This window comes from Gordonia sp. ABSL11-1, from assembly GCF_030315685.1.
Taxonomy (GTDB): Bacteria; Actinomycetota; Actinomycetes; order Mycobacteriales; family Mycobacteriaceae; genus Gordonia.
The window spans coordinates 96,448-115,067 of the sequence record NZ_JASXSI010000009.1; the positions used below are offsets into that span (position 1 = coordinate 96,448).

The window sequence follows — 18,620 nt, forward strand, 5'->3', positions numbered from 1 at the left end:
TTCGGTGGCATCCTCAGGGGCGTGATCCTCGACAGATTCCGTATCGACGACAAGGTTGCGATCATCACGGGCGCCGGCCGTGGGCTGGGGGCGGCGATCGCCGTCGCCTTCGCCGAGGCCGGTGCGGACGTGGTGATCTCCGCACGCAGTGAGGCCGAACTCGACAAGGTGGCGGCCCGGGTCGCCGAGATCGGGCGGCGGGCCGAGGTCGTCGTCGCCGACCTCAGCGATCTCGACGCCGCAGCGGCACTCGCCCAGCGGGCCGTCGACACCTTCGGCCGCCTCGACATCCTCGTCAACAACGTCGGTGGCGCGTTGCCCCGGCCGTTGCTCGACACCACGCCCAGACACCTCGCACAGGCCTTCGACTTCAACGTGACCAATGCGCACGCGCTGGTCACGGCGGCCGTACCGCACATGCTCGCCGACGACGCGCGGACGGGTTCGATCATCAACGTGACGTCGGCGGTCGGACGACTGCCGGGCCGCGCCTACGCCGCCTACGGCACCGCGAAGGCCGCACTCGCCCACTACACGCGGATCGCGGCGATGGATCTGAATCCGCGCATCCGCGTCAACGGCATCGCGCCCGGGGCGATCCTGACGTCCGCACTCGACATCGTCGCGTCCGACGACGACATGCGGTCGGCGGTCGAGTCGGCGACCCCGCTGCACCGGCTCGGCGACCCCGACGACATCGCCGCCGCCGCGCTCTACCTGGCCTCGCCCGCGGGAGCGTATGTCACCGGCAAGATCCTCGAGGTCGATGGCGGCATCATCACGCCGAACCTCGATCTGCCGATCCCGGATCTGTAGTACGAACCGGCTCACCGCGCGTGTTCGTACTACGAAACCGGGCGGGTCGTCGTCGGTACGATCGAACTCGTGAACGAGGTGCTCGACTTCGCCAAGGACTACTGGTGGCTGATCTTTCCGATCGGCGGCGTCGCCGGTGGGTGGGCCACGCGTGTCGGCGCCTACAACGAGAAGCGCCGGCGTGACAAGATCGAGCTCGCGCGGATCAAGGCGTCGGCCCAGACCGAGCAGACGAGGATCACGCAGACGAGCAGAACCGCGATCCAGAAGGCGTTCGCCCGCCACGACGGCGTCAACGCGCGATGGTTCGGCTACGAGGTCGACCTGGCCACTCTCATCGACTATCCGATGATGACCGACCTGCGCGAGCCGCTGACCCTCGCCTTCCATCGGGCCAAGCTGCGCGCCGACGACCTGCGCCCCATCGACGCCGACGAACTCCTCGACCCGGCCGCCTTCGCGGAGTACCGCGACGCGGTCGGCGAGTACGCGACGTCGTTCGACGCGGCCGAGCGCGAGGCGCGTCGTCGGCGGCAGTCGGATTTCTCACCCGTCGAACGCGAGCGGCTCGAACGGGCCCGACGGCTGGTCGCCATCGCGGCCGACAATGCCGCGACTCCCGCCGAGCGACAGGCCGCCTATCGCAAGGCCCGCGCCGAACTCGACGGATTGATCGCCGTGCCACCTGCGGCGAGCGAGCAACTCGAGACGCGGATCGCCGCCGCGCTCGAGCCCCGCCGCGACTGAGGCCGTCTACGGCCACCACGTGAGAGTGCGCTCGCGACAACAGTTGTCGCGGCCCTCCTCTGGCACTGCTCTGGCGACGACCTGGCCGCCGACCTCCGACCGCCGACTACGGGCCGACCGGCTCGTCGATCCGATCGGCATCGGGGTGTTCGGGATCGACGGTTTCGGCATCGACCGGCCCGGCGAACTGACTGTTGTAGAGGCGGCAGTACGCGCCCCGGGTGGCGAGCAGTTCGTCGTGCGTACCCTGCTCGACGATGTGCCCGTCCTCCATCACGACGATGACGTCGGCGTCGCGGACCGTCGAGAGTCGGTGTGCGATGACGAAACTGGTGCGGTCGGTGCGCAGGTTGGCCATCGCCTGCTGGATCAGCAACTCCGTACGGGTGTCGACGGAACTGGTCGCCTCGTCGAGGATGAGGATGGTCGGCTTGGCGAGGAACGCACGCGCGATCGTGATCAGCTGTCGCTCACCGGCGCTCACCCCGCCGCCTTCCTCGTCGAGGACGGTGTCGTAGCCGTCGGGCAGCGTCCGCACGAAATGGTCGACGTGGCTGAGTTCGGCGGCCTGCATGACCTCCTCGCGTGAGGCGGTCGGGTCGCCGTAGGCGATGTTGTCGTAGATGGTCCCGCCGAACAGCCACGAGTCCTGCAGCACCATGCCGGTCCGCTCGCGCAGATCGTCGCGGGTCATCTGCCGCGAGTCGACGCCGTCGACGAGGATCGCACCCGAGTCGACGTCATAGAACCGCATGATGAGGTTGACCAGCGTCGTCTTGCCGGCGCCCGTGGGTCCGACGATGGCGACCATGTGACCGGGCTGCGCCACCAGCGACAGATCGTCGATGAGTGGCTTGTCGGGCAGATAGCGGAAGGACACGTCGTCGAAGACGATGCGACCGTGGTCGTCGGCGGGTGACACCGGATCGGCCGGATCGCTCGACTCCTCCTCGGCGTCGAGGACGTCGAAGATGCGTTCCGCCGACGCCACACCGCTCTGCATCAGGTTGAACATGGACCCGATCTGGGTCAGCGGCTGGGTGAACTGTCGCGAGTACTGGATGAACGCCTGCACCTCACCGAGACTCAGCGACCCCGAGGCCACGCGGAGACCGCCGACGACGGCGACCGCAACATAGTTCAGGTTCCCGAGGAACATGACGGTCGGCATGATGATCCCGGAGATGAACTGGGCACGCCAGCTCGACTGATAGAGCTTCTCGTTGCGCTCGTCGAAGGTGGCCTCGACCTCGGCCTGCCGACCGAACGCCTTCACCAGTTCGTGTCCGGTGAACGCCTCTTCGATCTGCGCGTTGAGGGCGCCCGTCGACGACCACTGCGCGATGAAGTGCGGCTTCGACCGTTTCGCGATGATCGTCGTCGCGATGATGGCCAGCGGGACGGTCGCGATGGCGATCAGGGCCAGCAGCGGCGACACCCAGATCATCGCGATCAGCAGCGCGATGACCATCAGCACCGAGTTGAGCAGTTGGGAGATCGTCTGCTGCAGGCTCTGTGTGAGGTTGTCGAGGTCGTTGGTGACGCGGCTGAGCAGATCGCCGCGTGCCGAGGCGTCGTAGTAGCGCAGCGGAAGTCGGTGGACCTTGCGCTCGACCTCGGCGCGCAGGCCCTGGATGGTGCCGACGACGACGTTGTTGAGCAGGTACGCCGCCACCCACGACAGTGCCGACGCGATCGCGTACAGCAGCGCGGCGAACAACAGGACGCGCGCGACGTCGCCGAAGTCGACACCGGTTCCGGGTGTCACGTCCATCGAGTTGACCATGTCGGCGAAGGTGTTCTGCCCGTCCGCCCGCAACCGGGCGACGGCCTCGGACTTGGACTGACCGCCCGGCAGCATGCCGCCGATGACGCCGTCGAAGACGAGGTTGGTCGCGTGACCGAGGATGAGCGGCCCGACGGCGGTCAGGGCGACGCCGACCACCGTCGAGGCGAGGATCGTGAGCATCGACCAGCGGTGTCCGAGGAGCAGTCGGACGAGCCGTTTCACCGACGGCCCGAACGACCGTGGCTTCTCGACGGGTCCGTCCGGCCGCATCGGCGGCCCGCCCGGGCGCGTCATGACGCCTCCGCGATCGCCAGCTGGGACTCGACGATCTCCGCGTAGGTCGTGCACGTCGACAGCAGGTCGTCGTGCCGGCCGAGCCCGACGATCCGGCCGCGGTCGAGGACGACGATCTGGTCGGCGTCGACGATGGTGGAGATCCGTTGGGCCACCACGATGACCGCGGCGTCGCGGGTGACCGGACGTAGTGCGGCGCGGAGTCGGGCGTCGGTGGCGAGGTCGAGCGCGGAGAACGAATCGTCGAAGACGTAGATCGACGGGCGTCGGACGATGGCCCGGGCGATCGCGAGTCGCTGCCGCTGACCTCCCGAGACCGTGGTGCCGCCCTGCGCGATCGGGGTCTCGAGGCCTCGCGGCATGCGCGTGACGAAGTCCTCGGCCTGCGCGATGCGCAGCGCCTCCCAGATCTCGTCGTCGGTGGCGTCGGGTTTGCCGTGCCGGATGTTCGACGCGACGGTGCCGGAGAACAGGTACGGCCGTTGCGGGACCAGCCCGATGACCCCGCGCAGGGTGTCCGGGTCGAGCTGTCGCACGTCGGTGCCACCGACGAACACGGCGCCGTCGGTGGCGTCGATGAGTCGCGGTACCAGGCTGGTGACCGTCGTCTTGCCGGAACCGGTGGACCCGACGATGGCCGTCGTCGTCCCCGGTTCCACGCGGAAGGTGATGTCGCGCAACACCGGATCGTCGGCGCCGGGGTAGCGGAACTCGGCCCCACGGAACTCGATGCGGGATGGGTCGTCGGCGAAATCGGCGGGTGTCGTCGGCGGGCAGACCGATGTCTCGGTGTCGAGGACCTCGCAGATCCGTTCGGCGCAGACGGCGGCGCGCGGGGCCATCATGGCCAGGAACGACGCCATCATCACCGACATCATGATCTGCATGACATAGCTGATCATCGCGGTCAGCGCACCGATCTCGACGGTGCCGTTGGCGACCGCGTGCCCACCGAACCAGATGATCGAGACGATCGTCAGGTTGGTGATCAGCATGACGAGCGGCAGCGCCAGCGCCATGATCTTGCCGACCCGGTAGGTGGCGTCCGAGAGCGAGTCGTTGGCGCCCGAGAAACGGTCGATCTCGTATCGTTCGCGCACGAATGCACGGACGACGCGGATGCCGGTGATCTGTTCGCGCAGGATGCGGTTGACCATGTCGATGCGTTCCTGCATGGCGCGGAAGGCGGGCACCATCCGGCTGATCAGGACGGCGACGGTGATCGCGAGCACCGGTACCGCGACCGCGAGCAACCAGGACAGGCTCGGTGCGACGTGGATGCCCATCGCGACGCCGCCGATGCACATGATCGGTGCCATCACCAGGATGGTCGTGCTCATCACGATCATCAGCTGGACCTGCTGCACGTCGTTGGTCGTGCGGGTGATGAGCGACGGCGCGCCGAAGGTGCCGATCTCGCGCGCGGAGAAGTTGTTGACGCGGTGGACCAGGTCGTGGCGGATGTCGCGGCCCGCGCCGAGGACGGCGCGCCCGCCGAAGTACTGCGCGATGATCGTCACGACGACCTGGACGACCGTCACCACCAGCATCCAGCCGCCGGTGCTGAGGATGTAGCCGGTGTCGCCGCGCGCGACACCCTTGTCGATGATGTCGGCGTTGAGCGTCGGCAGATACAGCATCGCGCCGGTGGCGACGAGTTGCAGCGCCACGACGGCCGTCATGTACGAGCTGTAGCGCGCCAGGTACATGCGGATGAGACGGGTCAGCATGGCGAGATCACTTGTACGACGCTAGCAACCCGCGGGCCGGGCCTGCGACGTGATCTCGATGCTCCTCGACACCATCCTGGGCGTTTCGACGGCACGCCGACGGGGATCACACCCCGCTGAACGTGAACGGGACGACGGCCTCGGGCGTGTAGGTGAGGTAGGTGAAGGTCTCCTGGAAGTACAGCGTCACCGAGTCGGCGTCGTGGTGGTCGTAGCCGATCGACACGTCCTGGCCGATGCTCATCTCGAAGTCGCCGCCGCGGGTGCTGAGCAGGAAGGCCCCGGAGATCGCAGGAGCCCACACGATGTCGCCACCGGCGACGAGCAGCCGCTGCAAGTGATCGCGGATCGGCACGCCGTGGTTGGAGGTCTCGTTGACCAACGTGTACACGTCGGCCGACAGCGCCAGCGAGTACGGACCCTCGACCGACGCGAGCCGAAGTGCGGTGGTGGCCTGCGTCAACGCTTCCGGATAGTCGCGGACGTCGGCCGGCAGTTCGATCGGCGTCGCCGACGCCTCGGACCGAAGACCTGTGATGCCGCCGGCCAGGTAGCCCTCGAAGATCGCCTGATCCTCGGCGCGCGCCAGTTCGGCCGCGGCGTCGCGGACCGGATCCCAGTCGGAGTCCTGCGAGCCGCGCTCGACGTCGTCGATGGCCTCACGGGTGAGTGTGAACGGTACCTTCAGTTCGATCAGCGGCTGCGCCTTACGGGTGAAGGCGATGATGCCGTCGGCCGGAGAGTCGATCTTCGAGCGGTGGCCGAGGGTGACGGCGGCGGCGTCGTTGCCCAGCGGACCCTTGACGTCGACCAGACGCCGGGCCGCGCTGTTGCGCTTGAACGAGCGCGTCGCCTCCTCGTCGATCTCGGCCCAGGCGGCCTCCGATATCGGTGCGAGTTCGCGATGCAGATTGCTCATGGTGGCCTCCTGGAGGTCGGGTCGGTCGTGTGGACGGGTGGGGTGGTTGGGTGGCGCGTTGTTGTCGAGTCGTCAGTGCAGGGAGCCGATGCCGAGGGAGCCGTCGGTGGGGCGGTCTGGGGGTGTGGCGGGATCTCGGTCTGCGGCGTGGTCTCGATACGCGTCGGGCTCGCTTCGCTCGCTCGTCGCCACTCGATCAGCGGGGGGCGGATCGGGCAGGTCTTCGAGGAAGTCGAGGGTCGGGGTGAAGAACTGGGAGCCGGTGACCGCGGTGGTGAAGTCGAGCAGGCGGTCGTAATTGCCGGGCGGGTCGCCGATGAACATCTTCCGCAGCATCTCCTCGGTGACGTCGGGTCCCGCGGAGTAGGCGATGTAGAAGGTGCCGCGCTCGCCGGTGCCGGAGACGTCCCCGTAGGGCATGTTGTCGCGGACGACGTCGATCTCCTCGCCGTCGGCGCCTTCGACGACGTTGAGCGCGATGTGCGAGTTCGACGGCTTGACGTCGTCGGACATCTCGACGTTGTCGGTCTTGGTCCGCCCGATCGCGGCCTCCTGCTCCTCGACAGTGAGTGAACCCCACGCGCCGAGGTCGGTGATGTAGCGCTGGATCGCGACGTAGCTGCCGCCGGCGAAGGCGGGGTCGTCGTCGCCGACGGTGATCGCGTCGATCGCGGCCTGACCGACCGGGTTCTCGGTGCCGTCGACGAATCCGATGAGGTCACGAAGGTCGAAATAGCGGAAGCCGTGCACCTCGTCGACGACGGTGACCGCATCGCCGAGGGCGTCCATCGCGAGCCGGCCGACCTCGAAGCACAGATCCATCTGGTCGGCCTTGATGTGCAGCAGCAGGTCGCCCGGGGTGGCCGGCGCCGTGTGTACCTCGCCCTCGTAGGGGACGAACGGCCGCAGCCCGCGGGGGCGTGCGCCGGTGAAGAGGCGGTCCCAGGCATCCGAGCCGATCGACACGATCGCGGCGAGCGCGGCCTCGGGTGCGCGCGACGACACGGCACGGGCCAGCGACGGCAGATCCGACAGGAGGTCGCGGACCGCGGACTCCCCGCCGTCGTCGATGGTCAGGACGAGGAACAGGGCCTGTTTTGTCTTGCGCGTGAGGATCGTCTGCGGGACCGGCACGGCGTTCACTGTACGCGACGGGTGGATCGTCGCCGGAGTGCCGTGTCCGGTCGAATGGGCAGGTGAGGCAAACCTTTTCGGCCCGGTGCCGGTGTCGGAGGCGGATCAGCCGCGGGCGATCGCACGGCCCGCCGCGCGCCCGGAGAAGATGCAGCCGCCGAGGAACGTGCCCTCGAGCGAGTTGTACCCGTGCACGCCGCCACCACCGAACCCGGCCACCTCGCCGGCTGCGAACAGTCCGTCGAAGGCGGTGCCGTCGGGCCGCAACACCTGCGACTCGAGGTTGGTCTCCAAGCCGCCCAACGTCTTTCGGGTCAGAATGTTCAGCCGGACGGCGATGAGCGGACCATGCTCGGGATCGAGCAGGCGATGCGGCTTGGCCACCCGGACGATCTTGTCGCCGCGGTACTGGCGGGCATTGGTGATCGCCATCAGTTGGGCGTCTTTGGAGAACCGGTTGTCGATCTCCGCGTCGCGGGCCGAGATCACCCGCTCGATGTGCTGGAGATCGAGTTTCGGTCCCCGCGAGATCTCGTTCATCCCGGCGACCAGCTCGGAGAGGTTGTCGCGCACCACGAAGTCCACCCCGTGCTTGGTGAAGGCGTCGACCGGTCCGGGGGCGCCCTTGGCCAGCCTGCTCTTGGCCGCGAACTTGAGGTCCTTGCTGGTGATGTCGGGATTCTGCTCGGAACCGGAGAGCGCGAACTCCTTCTCGATGATGCTCCGCGTCAAGATGAACCACGAGTAGTCGTACCCGGTCGACAGGATCGCCTTCATGGTGGAGTTGGTGTCGAACCCCGGGAAGTTGGGCGGCGCCAGACGGTTTCCGTCGGCGTCGAGCCAGAGGGACGAGGGTCCGGGGATGATACGGATCGCGTGGTCGGGCCAGATCGGATCCCAGTTGTGGATGCCCTCGGTGTAATGCCACATGCGGTCGCGGTTCACGAGGCTGGCCCCGGCGTCCTCGGTGATCCCCAGCATCCGGCCGTCGACATACGCGGGCACACCGGAGATCATCGTCTTCGGCGCCGGACCCAGTCGTTCGGTCGGCCAGTTCCGGCGGATCATGTCGTGGTTGTGGCCGATGCCGCCCGAGGCGACGATGACGGCGCCGGCGCGGATCTCGAAGTCCCCGACGACGTCGCGCGACGACGCCACACCACGGTCGAGGTCGGTCGGGGCGAGGACCGCACCGCGCACGCCCACCGCGGCGCCGTCGTCGACGACGAGGTCGTCGACGCGATGGCGGAAGCGGAACTCGACGAGCCCGTTCTTCTCGGCCTCCAGTACCGGCTCGGCGAACACCCGGACGACCTCGGGCCCGGTGCCCCAGGTCAGGTGGAATCGGGGGACGGAATTGCCGTGACCGTCGGCGAATCCGCCGCCGCGCTCGGCCCATCCGACGACGGGGGTGATGCGCAGACCGAGGTCGTGCAGGTACTGACGTTTGATCGTGGAGGCGAAGTCGACGTAGGCGCGCGCCCACTGCCGGGGCCAGAAGTCCTCGTCGTCGCGGTCGAATCCGGCCGAGCCCATCCAATCCTGGAGGGCGAGTTCGGCGGAGTCGTGGATCCCGAGCCGACGCTGCTCCGGGGTGCCGACGAGGAACAGCCCGCCCAGGGACCAGAAGGCCTGCCCACCGAGATTCGCGCGGTTCTCCTGATCGACGACGATGACCTTGCGCCCCGCGCGGATGAGCTCGTAGGTCGCGACCAACCCCGCCAATCCCGATCCGACGACCACCGCATCGGCCTGCTGCTCGCTCACGCGCCCCTCCTCGTCCGGTGTGTTGTCGTACCTTAGCGCCCGGTGGGGCCGCTCAGAGCGCGATGTCGGCGTACCGGTGCACCCATGGTGCGGCCTGTTCGAGCTGGGCGGCAAGGGCGAGGAGATCGCCGTCGGTGCCGAGCCGTCCCACGAACTGCACCCCGAGTGGCAGACCGCTCGACGTCCAGTGCAGGGGCACGCTGATCGCGGGCCGCCCGGTGAGGTTCGCGAGCTGGGTGTAGGGCACCCAGCCGAGGCTCTGCTCGATCAGGTCGTCGAGGATGCCGGTGCGGGCGAGCAGGTTTCCGCCGTGCACCTTGGCGATCACCCTCGACGCGTTCTGCAGCATCGGCGGGGTGGCGGTGGCGCCGACCGGCAGCGGTGGCGTGGCCAGTGTCGGCGTCAGGAGCAGGTCGAACCGCTGGTGGAACCGTTCGAGGGACAGGACGTAGTCGTTGACCTTGCCGAGGGCCGTCAGCGCCGCGACGACCCCGGCCGACCGTCCGAGCTCGGCGATGGCGAGGGTGTCGGCCTCGAAGTCCCGGTCGGAGGCGCCGGTCAGCGCGCGCGCCTCGTCGACCTCGGTTGCCAGCACCGCGAACCAGATGGTCAGGAAGTCGCGGGCCAGCGCGGCGTCGTCGTAGGGCTGGGGGACCTCCTCGACGCGGTGGCCGAGGCCGGTGAGTACCGACGCCGCGTGCTCGACGGCGGCGACCGCCTCGGGGTCGGGAGTCGGGTTGATCGAGGACGCCGTCGAGTACCCGATCCGAAGGCCGGCCGGCGGGGTGGCGATGCGGGTGGTGAACGGGACGTCGGGGGTGGCGATCGGGTACACCGAACCGTCGGTGGGGCCGACGATGGCGTCGTAGAGGCCGGCGGCGTCGCGGACGGTCCTCGACACGACACCCTGCACGGCCATCCCGAACATCGACTCGCCGGTCGCGGGACCGTACGGGGCCAGACCTCGCGTCGGCTTGAGTCCGACGAGGCCGTTGCACGCGGCCGGGATGCGGATCGACCCGCCGCCGTCGTTGGCGCCCGCGGCGGGCACGATCCCGGCGGCCACCGCGGCACCCGATCCGCCCGACGACCCGCCCGGCGTGTGGTCGGTGTGCCAGGGATTGCGCGCCGGACCCCACAGATCGGGTTCGGTGACACCCTTCGCGCCGAACTCGGGGGTGTTGGTCTTGCCGAAGATCACCAGACCGGCGTCGAGGAACCTGCGCACGACGTTGGAGTGTTCGGGCGCCACATACCGCGACAGCGATCGTGAGCCCGACGACGTCGGGTAGCCGCGGTACTCCTGGGCGAGGTCCTTGATGAGGAAAGGGACGCCGGCGAACGGCCCGGTGAGGTCGTCGTCGGCGATGCGGCCGTCGGCGGCGTCGTCCATCCGTCGGACGATCGCGTTCAGGCGTGGATTCACCTGATCGGCACGTTGCCGGGCCAGGGCGAGGAGCTCGGAGGGAGTCACCTCACCGTCGGCGACGAGGCGGGCGAGGTCGGTGGCGTCGTGGCTCAGGTACTCGCTCAGCTTCACCCGGCCACACTACGACGCGGCACACGGTGTCGGAAGGCCCGCGATCCCCGTCGTCGGACGGTTTGTCACCGTTGGTCCAGCAAACCGATAACAGCCAGGTTGAGCTGGACGATCGTCCCAGGAACAGCACGGCCGGGACCATGCGCGCACCGGGGTGTTTATGCAGGTGGGGCCGTATAGGGAGGGGTGGATGTCGCATTCGCGCCGGTCAGGGGCCTCGTCCTCGGGCTTTGCCGGAGTGTTATAGAGCCGTTACACTGCCTGACGACGGGTATCTCGGGGGCCTGCGAGCCATAGAATCCCGTGAGAATGACCCCAGTGAGAATGACCTGGCCCATCTCGAGGTCAATACCGATAAGGACAAAGTGAATGCTGACTCGCGCCCGTAAGCGCCTGGTCGCCGGACTCGTGGCCCTCATGGCCGTCTCGGGTGCGACCCTGGTTGCTGCGCCCACCGCCCAGGCAGCCGGAGCCACCGAGTACGTCTACTCGGCGGCGATGCATCGCAGCATCCCGGTGCGCATCGTCGACGGTGGCGGCGGCGGGCCGAAGCCCACCTTGTATGTCCTGGACGGTCTGCGTGCGCCGAACAACAACAGCGGCTGGCTGATCAACACCGACGTCGACGACTTCATGGTCGGCAAGGGCACCAACGTCGCGATGCCGTTCGGCGGCGCCGGCAGCTTCTACACCGACTGGGAGCGCGCCGACCCGAAGCTGGGCGTCAACAAGTGGGAGACCTTCCTGACCCGCGAGCTCCCCGCGTACATGAAAGCCCGCCACAACAGCGACAACCGTCGCAACGGCATCGCCGGTCTGTCGATGTCGGGCACCTCGGCACTGAACCTCGCGTCTCGCCATCCCGGCTTCTACGACGCCGTAGCCTCCTACAGCGGCTACCCGACCGTCACCGCCCCCGGTTTCACCCAGGGCATCCAGGTCGCGGTCGCGCAAACCGGTGGCAACGCCACCAACATGTGGGGCTTCTTCCCGGCCGGTGAGTGGTTCGCCAATGACCCGTTCCTGAGCGCCAACAACCTGGCGGGTAAGCACGTCTACCTGTCGTCGGGCACCGGACTGGGCAGCAAGTACGACAGCTCGGTCAACCCGGCCAGCGGCAACTTCGACCCGGTCAAGTTCTCGCAGATGGTTCCCCTGGAGACCGCCGCCTCGGTGAGCACCCAGCTGTACATCCCGCGCGTCGCGGTCGTCCCCGGCGTCAAGCTCACCACCAAGGTGACCCCGGACGGCGTGCACTGGTGGGACTACTGGCAGAACGACTTCAAGCAGTCGTGGGCCACCACGTTCCGGCCGGCGTTCTTCTGATCGGCTGAACGAGTAACTCACGGCGGCGGCCGGTGACCTTCGGGTCATCGGCCGCCGTTGTCGTGTCGGTAGCCGCACGGGTTCCTACCATCCGCCGACGTTGCACAGCGTGCGGGTGGTAGGCCGGTGGGCAGTCGGGATCGCCGTGCAACCGATCGCCGGGTTCGTGCGTCCAAACCACATGACAGCGTTTCCCCCGCCGGACCGATACGGCCTCATCCACAGAGCGGACGCCATCGCGGCCGCATACTCCGACAACGAGCTGCACCGGGCGTGCAAACAGTCGTTGCTGGAGAAAGTCGTTCGTGGAACGTACGTCGTTCCCGATGAACGCTCGCCGGAGGAGTAGCACCGACTGCTGGCGATCGCGGTACTTCACCGTCATGATGACCGTGCTCAAGCGTCGTCGGCGGGGTGTTGCGCAGGCGCGACGGGCACTCGACCACGCCGATCAGAACTCGGAGAACCCGGGTGAGTCATGGGGGCGCGCGCCCAGATGATCGAGGCCGGGCTACCCATTCCGCGTCTGCAGCACAAGTTCTTTGACGGACGGGGAAAGTTCGTCGCGCGGACCGACTACGACTGGGGAGGAAAACTGGTCGGGGAGTTCGACGGCGACGTCAAGTATCGGAAGTTCCTCCGCGACGGCGAGACACCATTCGACGTCATGAAGCGGGGAGAAACAACGCTAGGACGACCTGAGGCGCCTCGGCGTTGCCGTCATCAGATGGACCTGGGCCGACCTCGAAGCGGGCCGTGTCGTCGCGATGGGGCAGGAGTGGATCGAACGCCTCGAGTTGGCGGCGGCCTGACTACCGGAGTCCTACCATCTGCGCAGCCTGCACAGTGCGCAGATGGTAGGAACCGGTGCGGATAGGCCGCGCCGCTACTCCGCCGGAGGCCGACGGAACGTCTGCGTCTCGCCGTCCTCGGCGGGCGGGGGTGTGAACGACCGCGTGGCGCTGTCATCGGCGGGGGTCTGACCGGGGTCCTTCACGACAGGGATCTGCTCGGTCGGCCGGTCCCAGGGATCCACCGACGCCGACGGCCCGGCCGCTGCGGCTCCACCGGTGCCCGCCGCACCGGCACCCGAGGCGGTCGCCGTGGTCGGCGGGGTCGGATCACCGGCGCGGTCGCCGAGCCATGACGTCGTGTCGTCGTCGGGCGGCGGGGTGTCGTCGGCGCCCTGACGGCGAGTGCGCCAGAACAGGAATGCCCACACCGCCAGCAGCAGGACACCGACGATACCGAGGATCAGCGGCAACCAGAACCCGCCGAGCTTCAGGAGTCCGACGTAGTGGTCGGCCTTGGCAGTCTGGTTGCTGACCGTCTGATCCGACCACTTGAAACGCGCCTTGAGCACGTCCATCCGGAAGTCGCGGACCGGTGCGGGCGTGTCCGAACTCTGGTCCGGTGAACGGAAGTACTGGTGCTGGTTCTCCAGCCCGTCGACGATGGTGCCGGTCTCCGGCTCGACGAAGACGTGCCGAGTGGCCGTCGCATACCTGTGCATCGTGATCTTGTCGTTGGGCTGCACGCCACGACCGGAGATGCCCCACCAGCTCGCGGGCATCGTCAGCATGGTGCCGAGGGCGGCCTCGCCCTGCGCGTTCGGCAGACCCGACACATCGGTCTCGGGGACCTCGCCGACGAACTCGTAGGTCTTCACACCGTTGATGGTCTTCTCGGCGACGAAGTTCACCGGGATGTCCTGACGGGTGTTCGTGTCGTAGTAGAGGTACGACCGCTTCTTCACGTCGAAGCCGAACTTGTACTGGAAGCCCTTGCGGTCGGGGAGATCCACCGACACGTCCTTGGCGTCCACGCCCTCGGGCGCGGCTTCGAGCTGCAGCGAGCTCACCGTCCCGTTGGGCACCGACGTCTTGCGGTTCACCGACACCCGGTCGATGTTCGCGGTGAGTAGCCCGTCGTCGCACTTGCGCTCGGCGTCGGCCGCGGCCATCGACGGATCGGTCTCGTTGCCCTGCGCGTCGCGATAGCGGTCGATCTGCACCGTCTGCGCCGACTGCACGGTCGCCTGCCGACGATCCGACGGCTCGACGATCACCGACCGACGCTGCTGCGTCAGGTTCGCGTCGACGACCCGTGCCTTGCGCTGACTCACCGAACAGCGGTCGAAGATCTCGGCCGGGAACCGTTCCCCGGTCGAGCCGTCCTCGGGCACGGTGTTGGCCACCGACGTGATGTCGAGGTCCAGTGGCACCACCCGGAGTTGCGGCACGAGGAACAGCGGTATGGCTATGGCGGCGGCAATGCACGCGGCGCCGAGGAACGCCGGCAGCGCCAGCCAAAGTCGTCTCATTCTCCACTCCTGTTATCCGGCTCAACGCCCCAACCCTAGCTGCGCCCTTCGTCAGAGCCGAAGGACACTCGGGCATTCATGACAGTGATGGTGTGATCCGCTATCCGCCGAGCCGGTCGCGATCTGCGCGCCGATCCCGCTCGGCCTCTTTCATGATGCCCGCCATGTAGGCGTAGATCTCCTTGTCCGACATGGCCTTCCATCGAGGAGCCAGGAGCTTCATGTACTTCTCCACGTACAGGAGTTGCTTGCCGACGAGGACCAGTTCGCGGGGCAGTCGGGCGTCGTGGGCCTTCGCGACGGCGGCGAGTTGCCGTCCGAGATCCGTGTACGACATCGAGCCGAGGTCGGTCGTCGACAACGGCATGGTGACCTTGCGGATGTCGTCGGCGCCCTCGGCCGTCGAGCCCGGCTTGTGGACGGCGCCCAGCAGGAAGATCGCCCGCCCGGCCGACTCGTAGTCGCCGCGCACCAGGAGGTCGACCACGAGCTGACGCAGAATCCGTCGTGTCCGCTTGGTGAACCGGCCGACGATGCCGAAATCGAGGAGCACGAGGGTGCCGTCGGCGTCGACGAGGACGTTCCCCGCGTGCAGGTCGCCGTGGAACAGTCCACCGTGGAATGCGGACTCGAGGAGCGACAGCAAGAGGTTGCGGCACAGCGCGACGCCGTCGTGGCCGGCGGCACGGACGGCGGTCGCGTCATCGATGCGGACGGCGTAGATGCGTTCCATGGTGAGCACGCGGGACGTGGTGAAGTCGTCGTAGACCTTCGGGACGCGGACGCGATCACCGAACGGGCCGGGGCGTAGGCACTCGTACCACTCCCGCATGGTGTCGGCCTCGTTGCGGAAGTCGAGCTCGGCGGCGAGTCCGTCGGCGAAGTCCTCGACGACGTGCCGCGCGCTCAGCATGCGTCCGTACTCGGAGATCTCGGCCAGACCGGCGAATCGCTCGAGCAGGGCCACATCGGGAGCGAGGCGGCCGGTGATCCCGGGTCGCTGGATCTTGACGACGACCTCCTCACCGGAATGCAGGGTGGCGGTGTGCACCTGCGCGATCGAGGCCGAGGCGATCGGGACGACGTCGAAGGTGGCGAACACCTCCTCGGGCGGTCGGCCGATCTCGTCGATGAACAGCGCACGGATGAGCGCGGGATCGGCCGGGGAGACCCGGTCGAGCAGCGACTCGAATTCGTTGGACAGCGTCTCACTGAAGACGCCGGGGCTCGACGCGATGAGCTGGCCCAACTTCACGTACGTCGGCCCGAGGTGTTCGAACGTGGACCGGATCTCGTGCGCGACGCGCTGCGCGGTCGGCGGTTTCCCGCGGACGGCGTCCCCGACGGTGTGGAGCACGAATCGCCCGACGCCCGCCGCAGCATGTGCGGTCGCCGTGCCGAATCGGGAGATCTCGGCCATCGTCGACACGCGGGGCAGCTGCGCGCGGAGGTCGGTCGGCTGGGCCGCGGAGGGGCCGTCGTCGACAGAGTTCTGCATCGTCACCATCGGCAAGTGTAACGATCTACGGTGCACGAATCCCAGTCCGACGCGGTGTCAGGCGGGCGTGAGCGAGGTGCGTCGATGCGCCAACCAGCTGGTCAGGAGGCCATTTCGGGGTGCGAACAAATAGATCAGCGTGAACATCACACCTTGCGTGAGAACGACCATGCCGCCGGGCGAGACGTCGGCGCCGTAGCTGATGTAGATGCCCACGACGGTCGCGCCGACGGCCAGCGCCGGGGCGATGAGAAGCATGTGGCCGAAACGATCCGTCAGCAGGTGTGCCGCCGCGCCGGGGATGATCAGCATCGCGACGACGAGGATCACGCCGACCACCTGCAGCGCGACGACACAGGTCAGTGCGAGCAGACCGAGGAGCAGGGCACCGAGCCGCCGACGCGACAGGCCGATCGCGTGCGCGTGGACAGGGTCGAAGGCGAACAGTGTCAGGTCACGGCGGCGGGCGATCAGCACGAGCGCGACCACCGCGCCGAGGATCACCAGCTGCCACAGATCGGCGCCGGAGACGCCGAGCACGTTTCCGAACAGGATGTGGTTGAGGTCGGTCTGGCTCGGGGTGGCCGACACCAGGACCAGACCGAGCGCGAACAGTGTGGTGAACACGATGCCGATCGCGGCGTCCTCCTTCACCCGGCTGGTGTCACGGATGGTGCCGATGAGGGTCACCGCCAGGAACCCGAAGACGACCGCGCCGATCGCGAACGGCACCCCGATGATGTAGGACAGCACCACGCCCGGCAGGACCGCGTGCGAGACGGCATCGCCCATCAGCGACCATCCGATCAGCACGATCCAGCAGCTGATCAGTGCGCACACCGCGGCCGCGATCGCGCTGGCCACAAACGCATCCCGCATGAACGTCAGGGTCCAGGGCTCGATGAGGAAGTCGATCACGACGCCACCTCGGAGTTCCGGATATCTTGTCGCGTAATGCTTTTCGCAATGCCGCCGGTGTGTGCGTCGCCGAGGACGTCGAGGCCGAAAGCGAGCGCCAGATTCTCCGGCCGTAACGCCTCATCGGGTGTGCCGTGGACGAGGACGCGTTGCATGAGCAGGACCGCCTCGGTGGCGAAGGACGGCAACGTCGACAGATCGTGGGTGGAGATGAGGATGGTCCGACCGTTCGCGGCGAGTTCGACGAGGAGGTCGATGATCGTTCTCTCCGAACGCTTGTCGACGCCGGCGAACGGTTCGTCGAGCAGAAGGATCTCCGCACCCTGCGCGATGCCGCGGGCGACGAACGCCCGTTTGCGCTGACCGCCCGACAGTTTCCCGATCTGACGGTCGGCGAGGTCGGTGAGGCCCACCTTTTCCAAGGCGTCGTCGACACTGGCGCGATCGCGGCTGCTCGCACGGCGGAAGATGTTCTGGCGTCCGTAGCGTCCGGTCATCGCGACCTCTCGTACGGAGATCGGGAACTCCCAGTCGACGGCCTCGGCCTGCGGTACGTAGGACACCAGGCCGCGCGAGCGCGCTTGATTCGGGCTGCGTCCGGCGATGCGGACGTGCCCCGACGCCGGGCGGACCAGTCCCATGATCGACTTGAAGAGAGTGGATTTGCCCGATCCGTTCATCCCGATGAGCCCACAGATCCGGCCCGGCTGCAGTGTCAGCGACACGTCGCGCAACGCGGTGACCTGGCCGTAGCGGACGGTGAGATCGGCGATCTCGAGCGCGGGGACCCCGGAGGTCTCGGAGGTCTCGGAGGCGCGGTCGTCGCGTTCGGGGTCGTCAGGCATGATCGGCCTCCGTTCTGGTGAGTCCGTCGACGACGGTGGTGATGTCGTGGCGGAGCAGGTCGAGGTAGGTGGGGACCGGGCCGTCGGACTCGGAGAGGGAGTCGACGTAGAGGGTCCCGCCGAATCGTGTGCCGGTGGCCCGCTGCACCTGCCGCATCGGCGCATCGTTGACGGTGGACTCACAGAACACGGCCGGCACCTGGCGATCCCGGACGAAATCCACCGTGCGGCGCATCTGCTGAGGTGTTGCCTCCTGTTCGGAGTTCACCGGCCAGATGTAGAACTCGGTGAGCCCGGTATCGCGGGCGAGGTAGCTGAACGCGCCCTCGCAGCTCACCAGCGCACGCTCGTTCGGTGGGAGTGCCGCGACCGCCGACGTCAGCCGCCGATGTTCGGTGTCGAGTCGCGCGCCGTAGGCGGCGGCGTTCTCGCGGTAGGCATCCGCATGGTCCGGATCGATCCGCGCAAGCGCGCGAGAGATGTTGTCGGCGTATGTCTTCACCGCCACCGGCGACATCCAGGCGTGCGGGTTGGGTGGCGCTGCGCTGCCCGGTTGTTCGCCGGCGCCGGGGATGTCGGTGATGTGCATGGGCTCGACGCCGTCGGACGCGACGATCCGCGGGACGTCGATGTCGGCGAGGAAGCGCTCGAACCAGTCGTCGAGGTGGAGGCCGTTGACGACGACCAGGGAGGAGCCGACGGCCTTGTGCAGGTCTCCCGGGGTGGGTTCGTATCCGTGGATCTCGGCGCCGAACTTCGTCAGCGACACGACGTCGGCGTGTTCGCCGGCGACGTTCCGCGCGACGTCGGCGAGCACGGTGAACGTTGTGAGGACCTTGGGCCGGTCCCGCGCGGGTTCGGCAGTGCATGCGCCGACAACCAGCATCACGGCCACGGCGAGGAGCGCGATCGCGGGTCGGCGGGCTGCTGACATGGGCCAACTTTAAGTTCGGCCAGCCGAACTTGCAAGTTAG

At 67.9% G+C, this 18,620-nt stretch carries 14 protein-coding genes; 3 read left to right on the forward strand and 11 right to left on the reverse strand.

The window, feature by feature from the left end; all coding sequences use genetic code 11:
* The first annotated feature begins 21 nt into the window (after positions 1–21).
* Both QSJ19_RS12180 and QSJ19_RS12185 read left to right on the forward strand, forming a co-directional pair.
* Positions 22–816 (forward strand): SDR family oxidoreductase, encoded by a 795-nt coding sequence (locus QSJ19_RS12180; RefSeq protein WP_286320701.1) that lies wholly within the window; start codon positions 22–24, stop codon positions 814–816.
* A gap of 69 nt (positions 817–885) precedes the next feature.
* Positions 886–1,563 carry a hypothetical protein gene (locus QSJ19_RS12185; protein WP_286320702.1) on the forward strand — a complete coding sequence of 226 codons (678 nt, stop codon included), beginning with the start codon at positions 886–888 and terminating at the stop codon, positions 1,561–1,563.
* Positions 1,564–1,669: 106 nt separating this feature from the next.
* On the opposite strand, the gene QSJ19_RS12190 is transcribed toward QSJ19_RS12185, so the two are convergent.
* The 6 genes from QSJ19_RS12190 to QSJ19_RS12215 form a co-directional block, all read right to left on the reverse strand.
* The gene (locus QSJ19_RS12190; protein WP_286320704.1) at positions 1,670–3,646 is read right to left on the reverse strand and encodes an ABC transporter ATP-binding protein; all 1,977 of its coding nucleotides are present in this window, start codon (positions 3,644–3,646) and stop codon (positions 1,670–1,672) included.
* The gene (locus QSJ19_RS12195; RefSeq protein WP_286320705.1) at positions 3,643–5,376 is read right to left on the reverse strand and encodes an ABC transporter ATP-binding protein; all 1,734 of its coding nucleotides are present in this window, start codon (positions 5,374–5,376) and stop codon (positions 3,643–3,645) included. The genes QSJ19_RS12190 and QSJ19_RS12195 overlap by 4 nt, the downstream gene beginning before the upstream one ends.
* Positions 5,377–5,482: 106 nt before the next feature.
* Complete coding sequence (locus tag QSJ19_RS12200; protein ID WP_286320707.1) at positions 5,483–6,295, reverse strand: family 1 encapsulin nanocompartment shell protein; 813 nt, start codon at positions 6,293–6,295, stop codon at positions 5,483–5,485.
* A 72-nt stretch (positions 6,296–6,367) separates the two neighbouring features.
* A complete protein-coding gene (locus tag QSJ19_RS12205; protein ID WP_286320709.1) occupies positions 6,368–7,429 on the reverse strand; it encodes a Dyp-type peroxidase in 1,062 nt (353 codons plus the stop codon).
* Between the two features lie 105 nt (positions 7,430–7,534).
* Positions 7,535–9,196: an FAD-binding dehydrogenase gene (locus QSJ19_RS12210; RefSeq protein WP_286320711.1), complete on the reverse strand. Its 1,662-nt coding sequence runs from the start codon at positions 9,194–9,196 to the stop codon at positions 7,535–7,537.
* 52 nt (positions 9,197–9,248) lie between these two features.
* Positions 9,249–10,736 carry an amidase gene (locus tag QSJ19_RS12215; RefSeq protein ID WP_286320713.1) on the reverse strand — a complete coding sequence of 496 codons (1,488 nt, stop codon included), beginning with the start codon at positions 10,734–10,736 and terminating at the stop codon, positions 9,249–9,251.
* A 369-nt stretch (positions 10,737–11,105) separates the two neighbouring features.
* Here QSJ19_RS12215 and QSJ19_RS12220 point away from each other — a divergent pair, with 369 nt between their 5' ends.
* Positions 11,106–12,062 (forward strand): alpha/beta hydrolase, encoded by a 957-nt coding sequence (locus tag QSJ19_RS12220; RefSeq protein WP_286320714.1) that lies wholly within the window; start codon positions 11,106–11,108, stop codon positions 12,060–12,062.
* 886 nt (positions 12,063–12,948) lie between these two features.
* Here the strand turns inward: QSJ19_RS12220 and pgfA are convergent.
* From pgfA to QSJ19_RS12250, 5 genes are all read right to left on the reverse strand, one after another.
* The gene (pgfA, locus tag QSJ19_RS12230; RefSeq protein ID WP_286320716.1) at positions 12,949–14,385 is read right to left on the reverse strand and encodes a cell envelope lipid trafficking protein PgfA; all 1,437 of its coding nucleotides are present in this window, start codon (positions 14,383–14,385) and stop codon (positions 12,949–12,951) included.
* Positions 14,386–14,485: 100 nt separating this feature from the next.
* On the reverse strand, positions 14,486–15,889 hold the full coding sequence (locus QSJ19_RS12235; protein ID WP_502876153.1) for an ABC1 kinase family protein: 1,404 nt from the start codon (positions 15,887–15,889) through the stop codon (positions 14,486–14,488).
* Between the two features lie 51 nt (positions 15,890–15,940).
* On the reverse strand, positions 15,941–16,762 hold the full coding sequence (locus QSJ19_RS12240; RefSeq protein WP_286320824.1) for a metal ABC transporter permease: 822 nt from the start codon (positions 16,760–16,762) through the stop codon (positions 15,941–15,943).
* Between the two features lie 35 nt (positions 16,763–16,797).
* Positions 16,798–17,646: a metal ABC transporter ATP-binding protein gene (locus QSJ19_RS12245; RefSeq protein ID WP_286320720.1), complete on the reverse strand. Its 849-nt coding sequence runs from the start codon at positions 17,644–17,646 to the stop codon at positions 16,798–16,800.
* The gene (locus QSJ19_RS12250) at positions 17,639–18,580 is read right to left on the reverse strand and encodes a metal ABC transporter substrate-binding protein (protein WP_502876146.1); all 942 of its coding nucleotides are present in this window, start codon (positions 18,578–18,580) and stop codon (positions 17,639–17,641) included. Before QSJ19_RS12250 ends, QSJ19_RS12245 begins: the two co-directional genes overlap by 8 nt.
* Positions 18,581–18,620 lie beyond the last annotated feature (40 nt).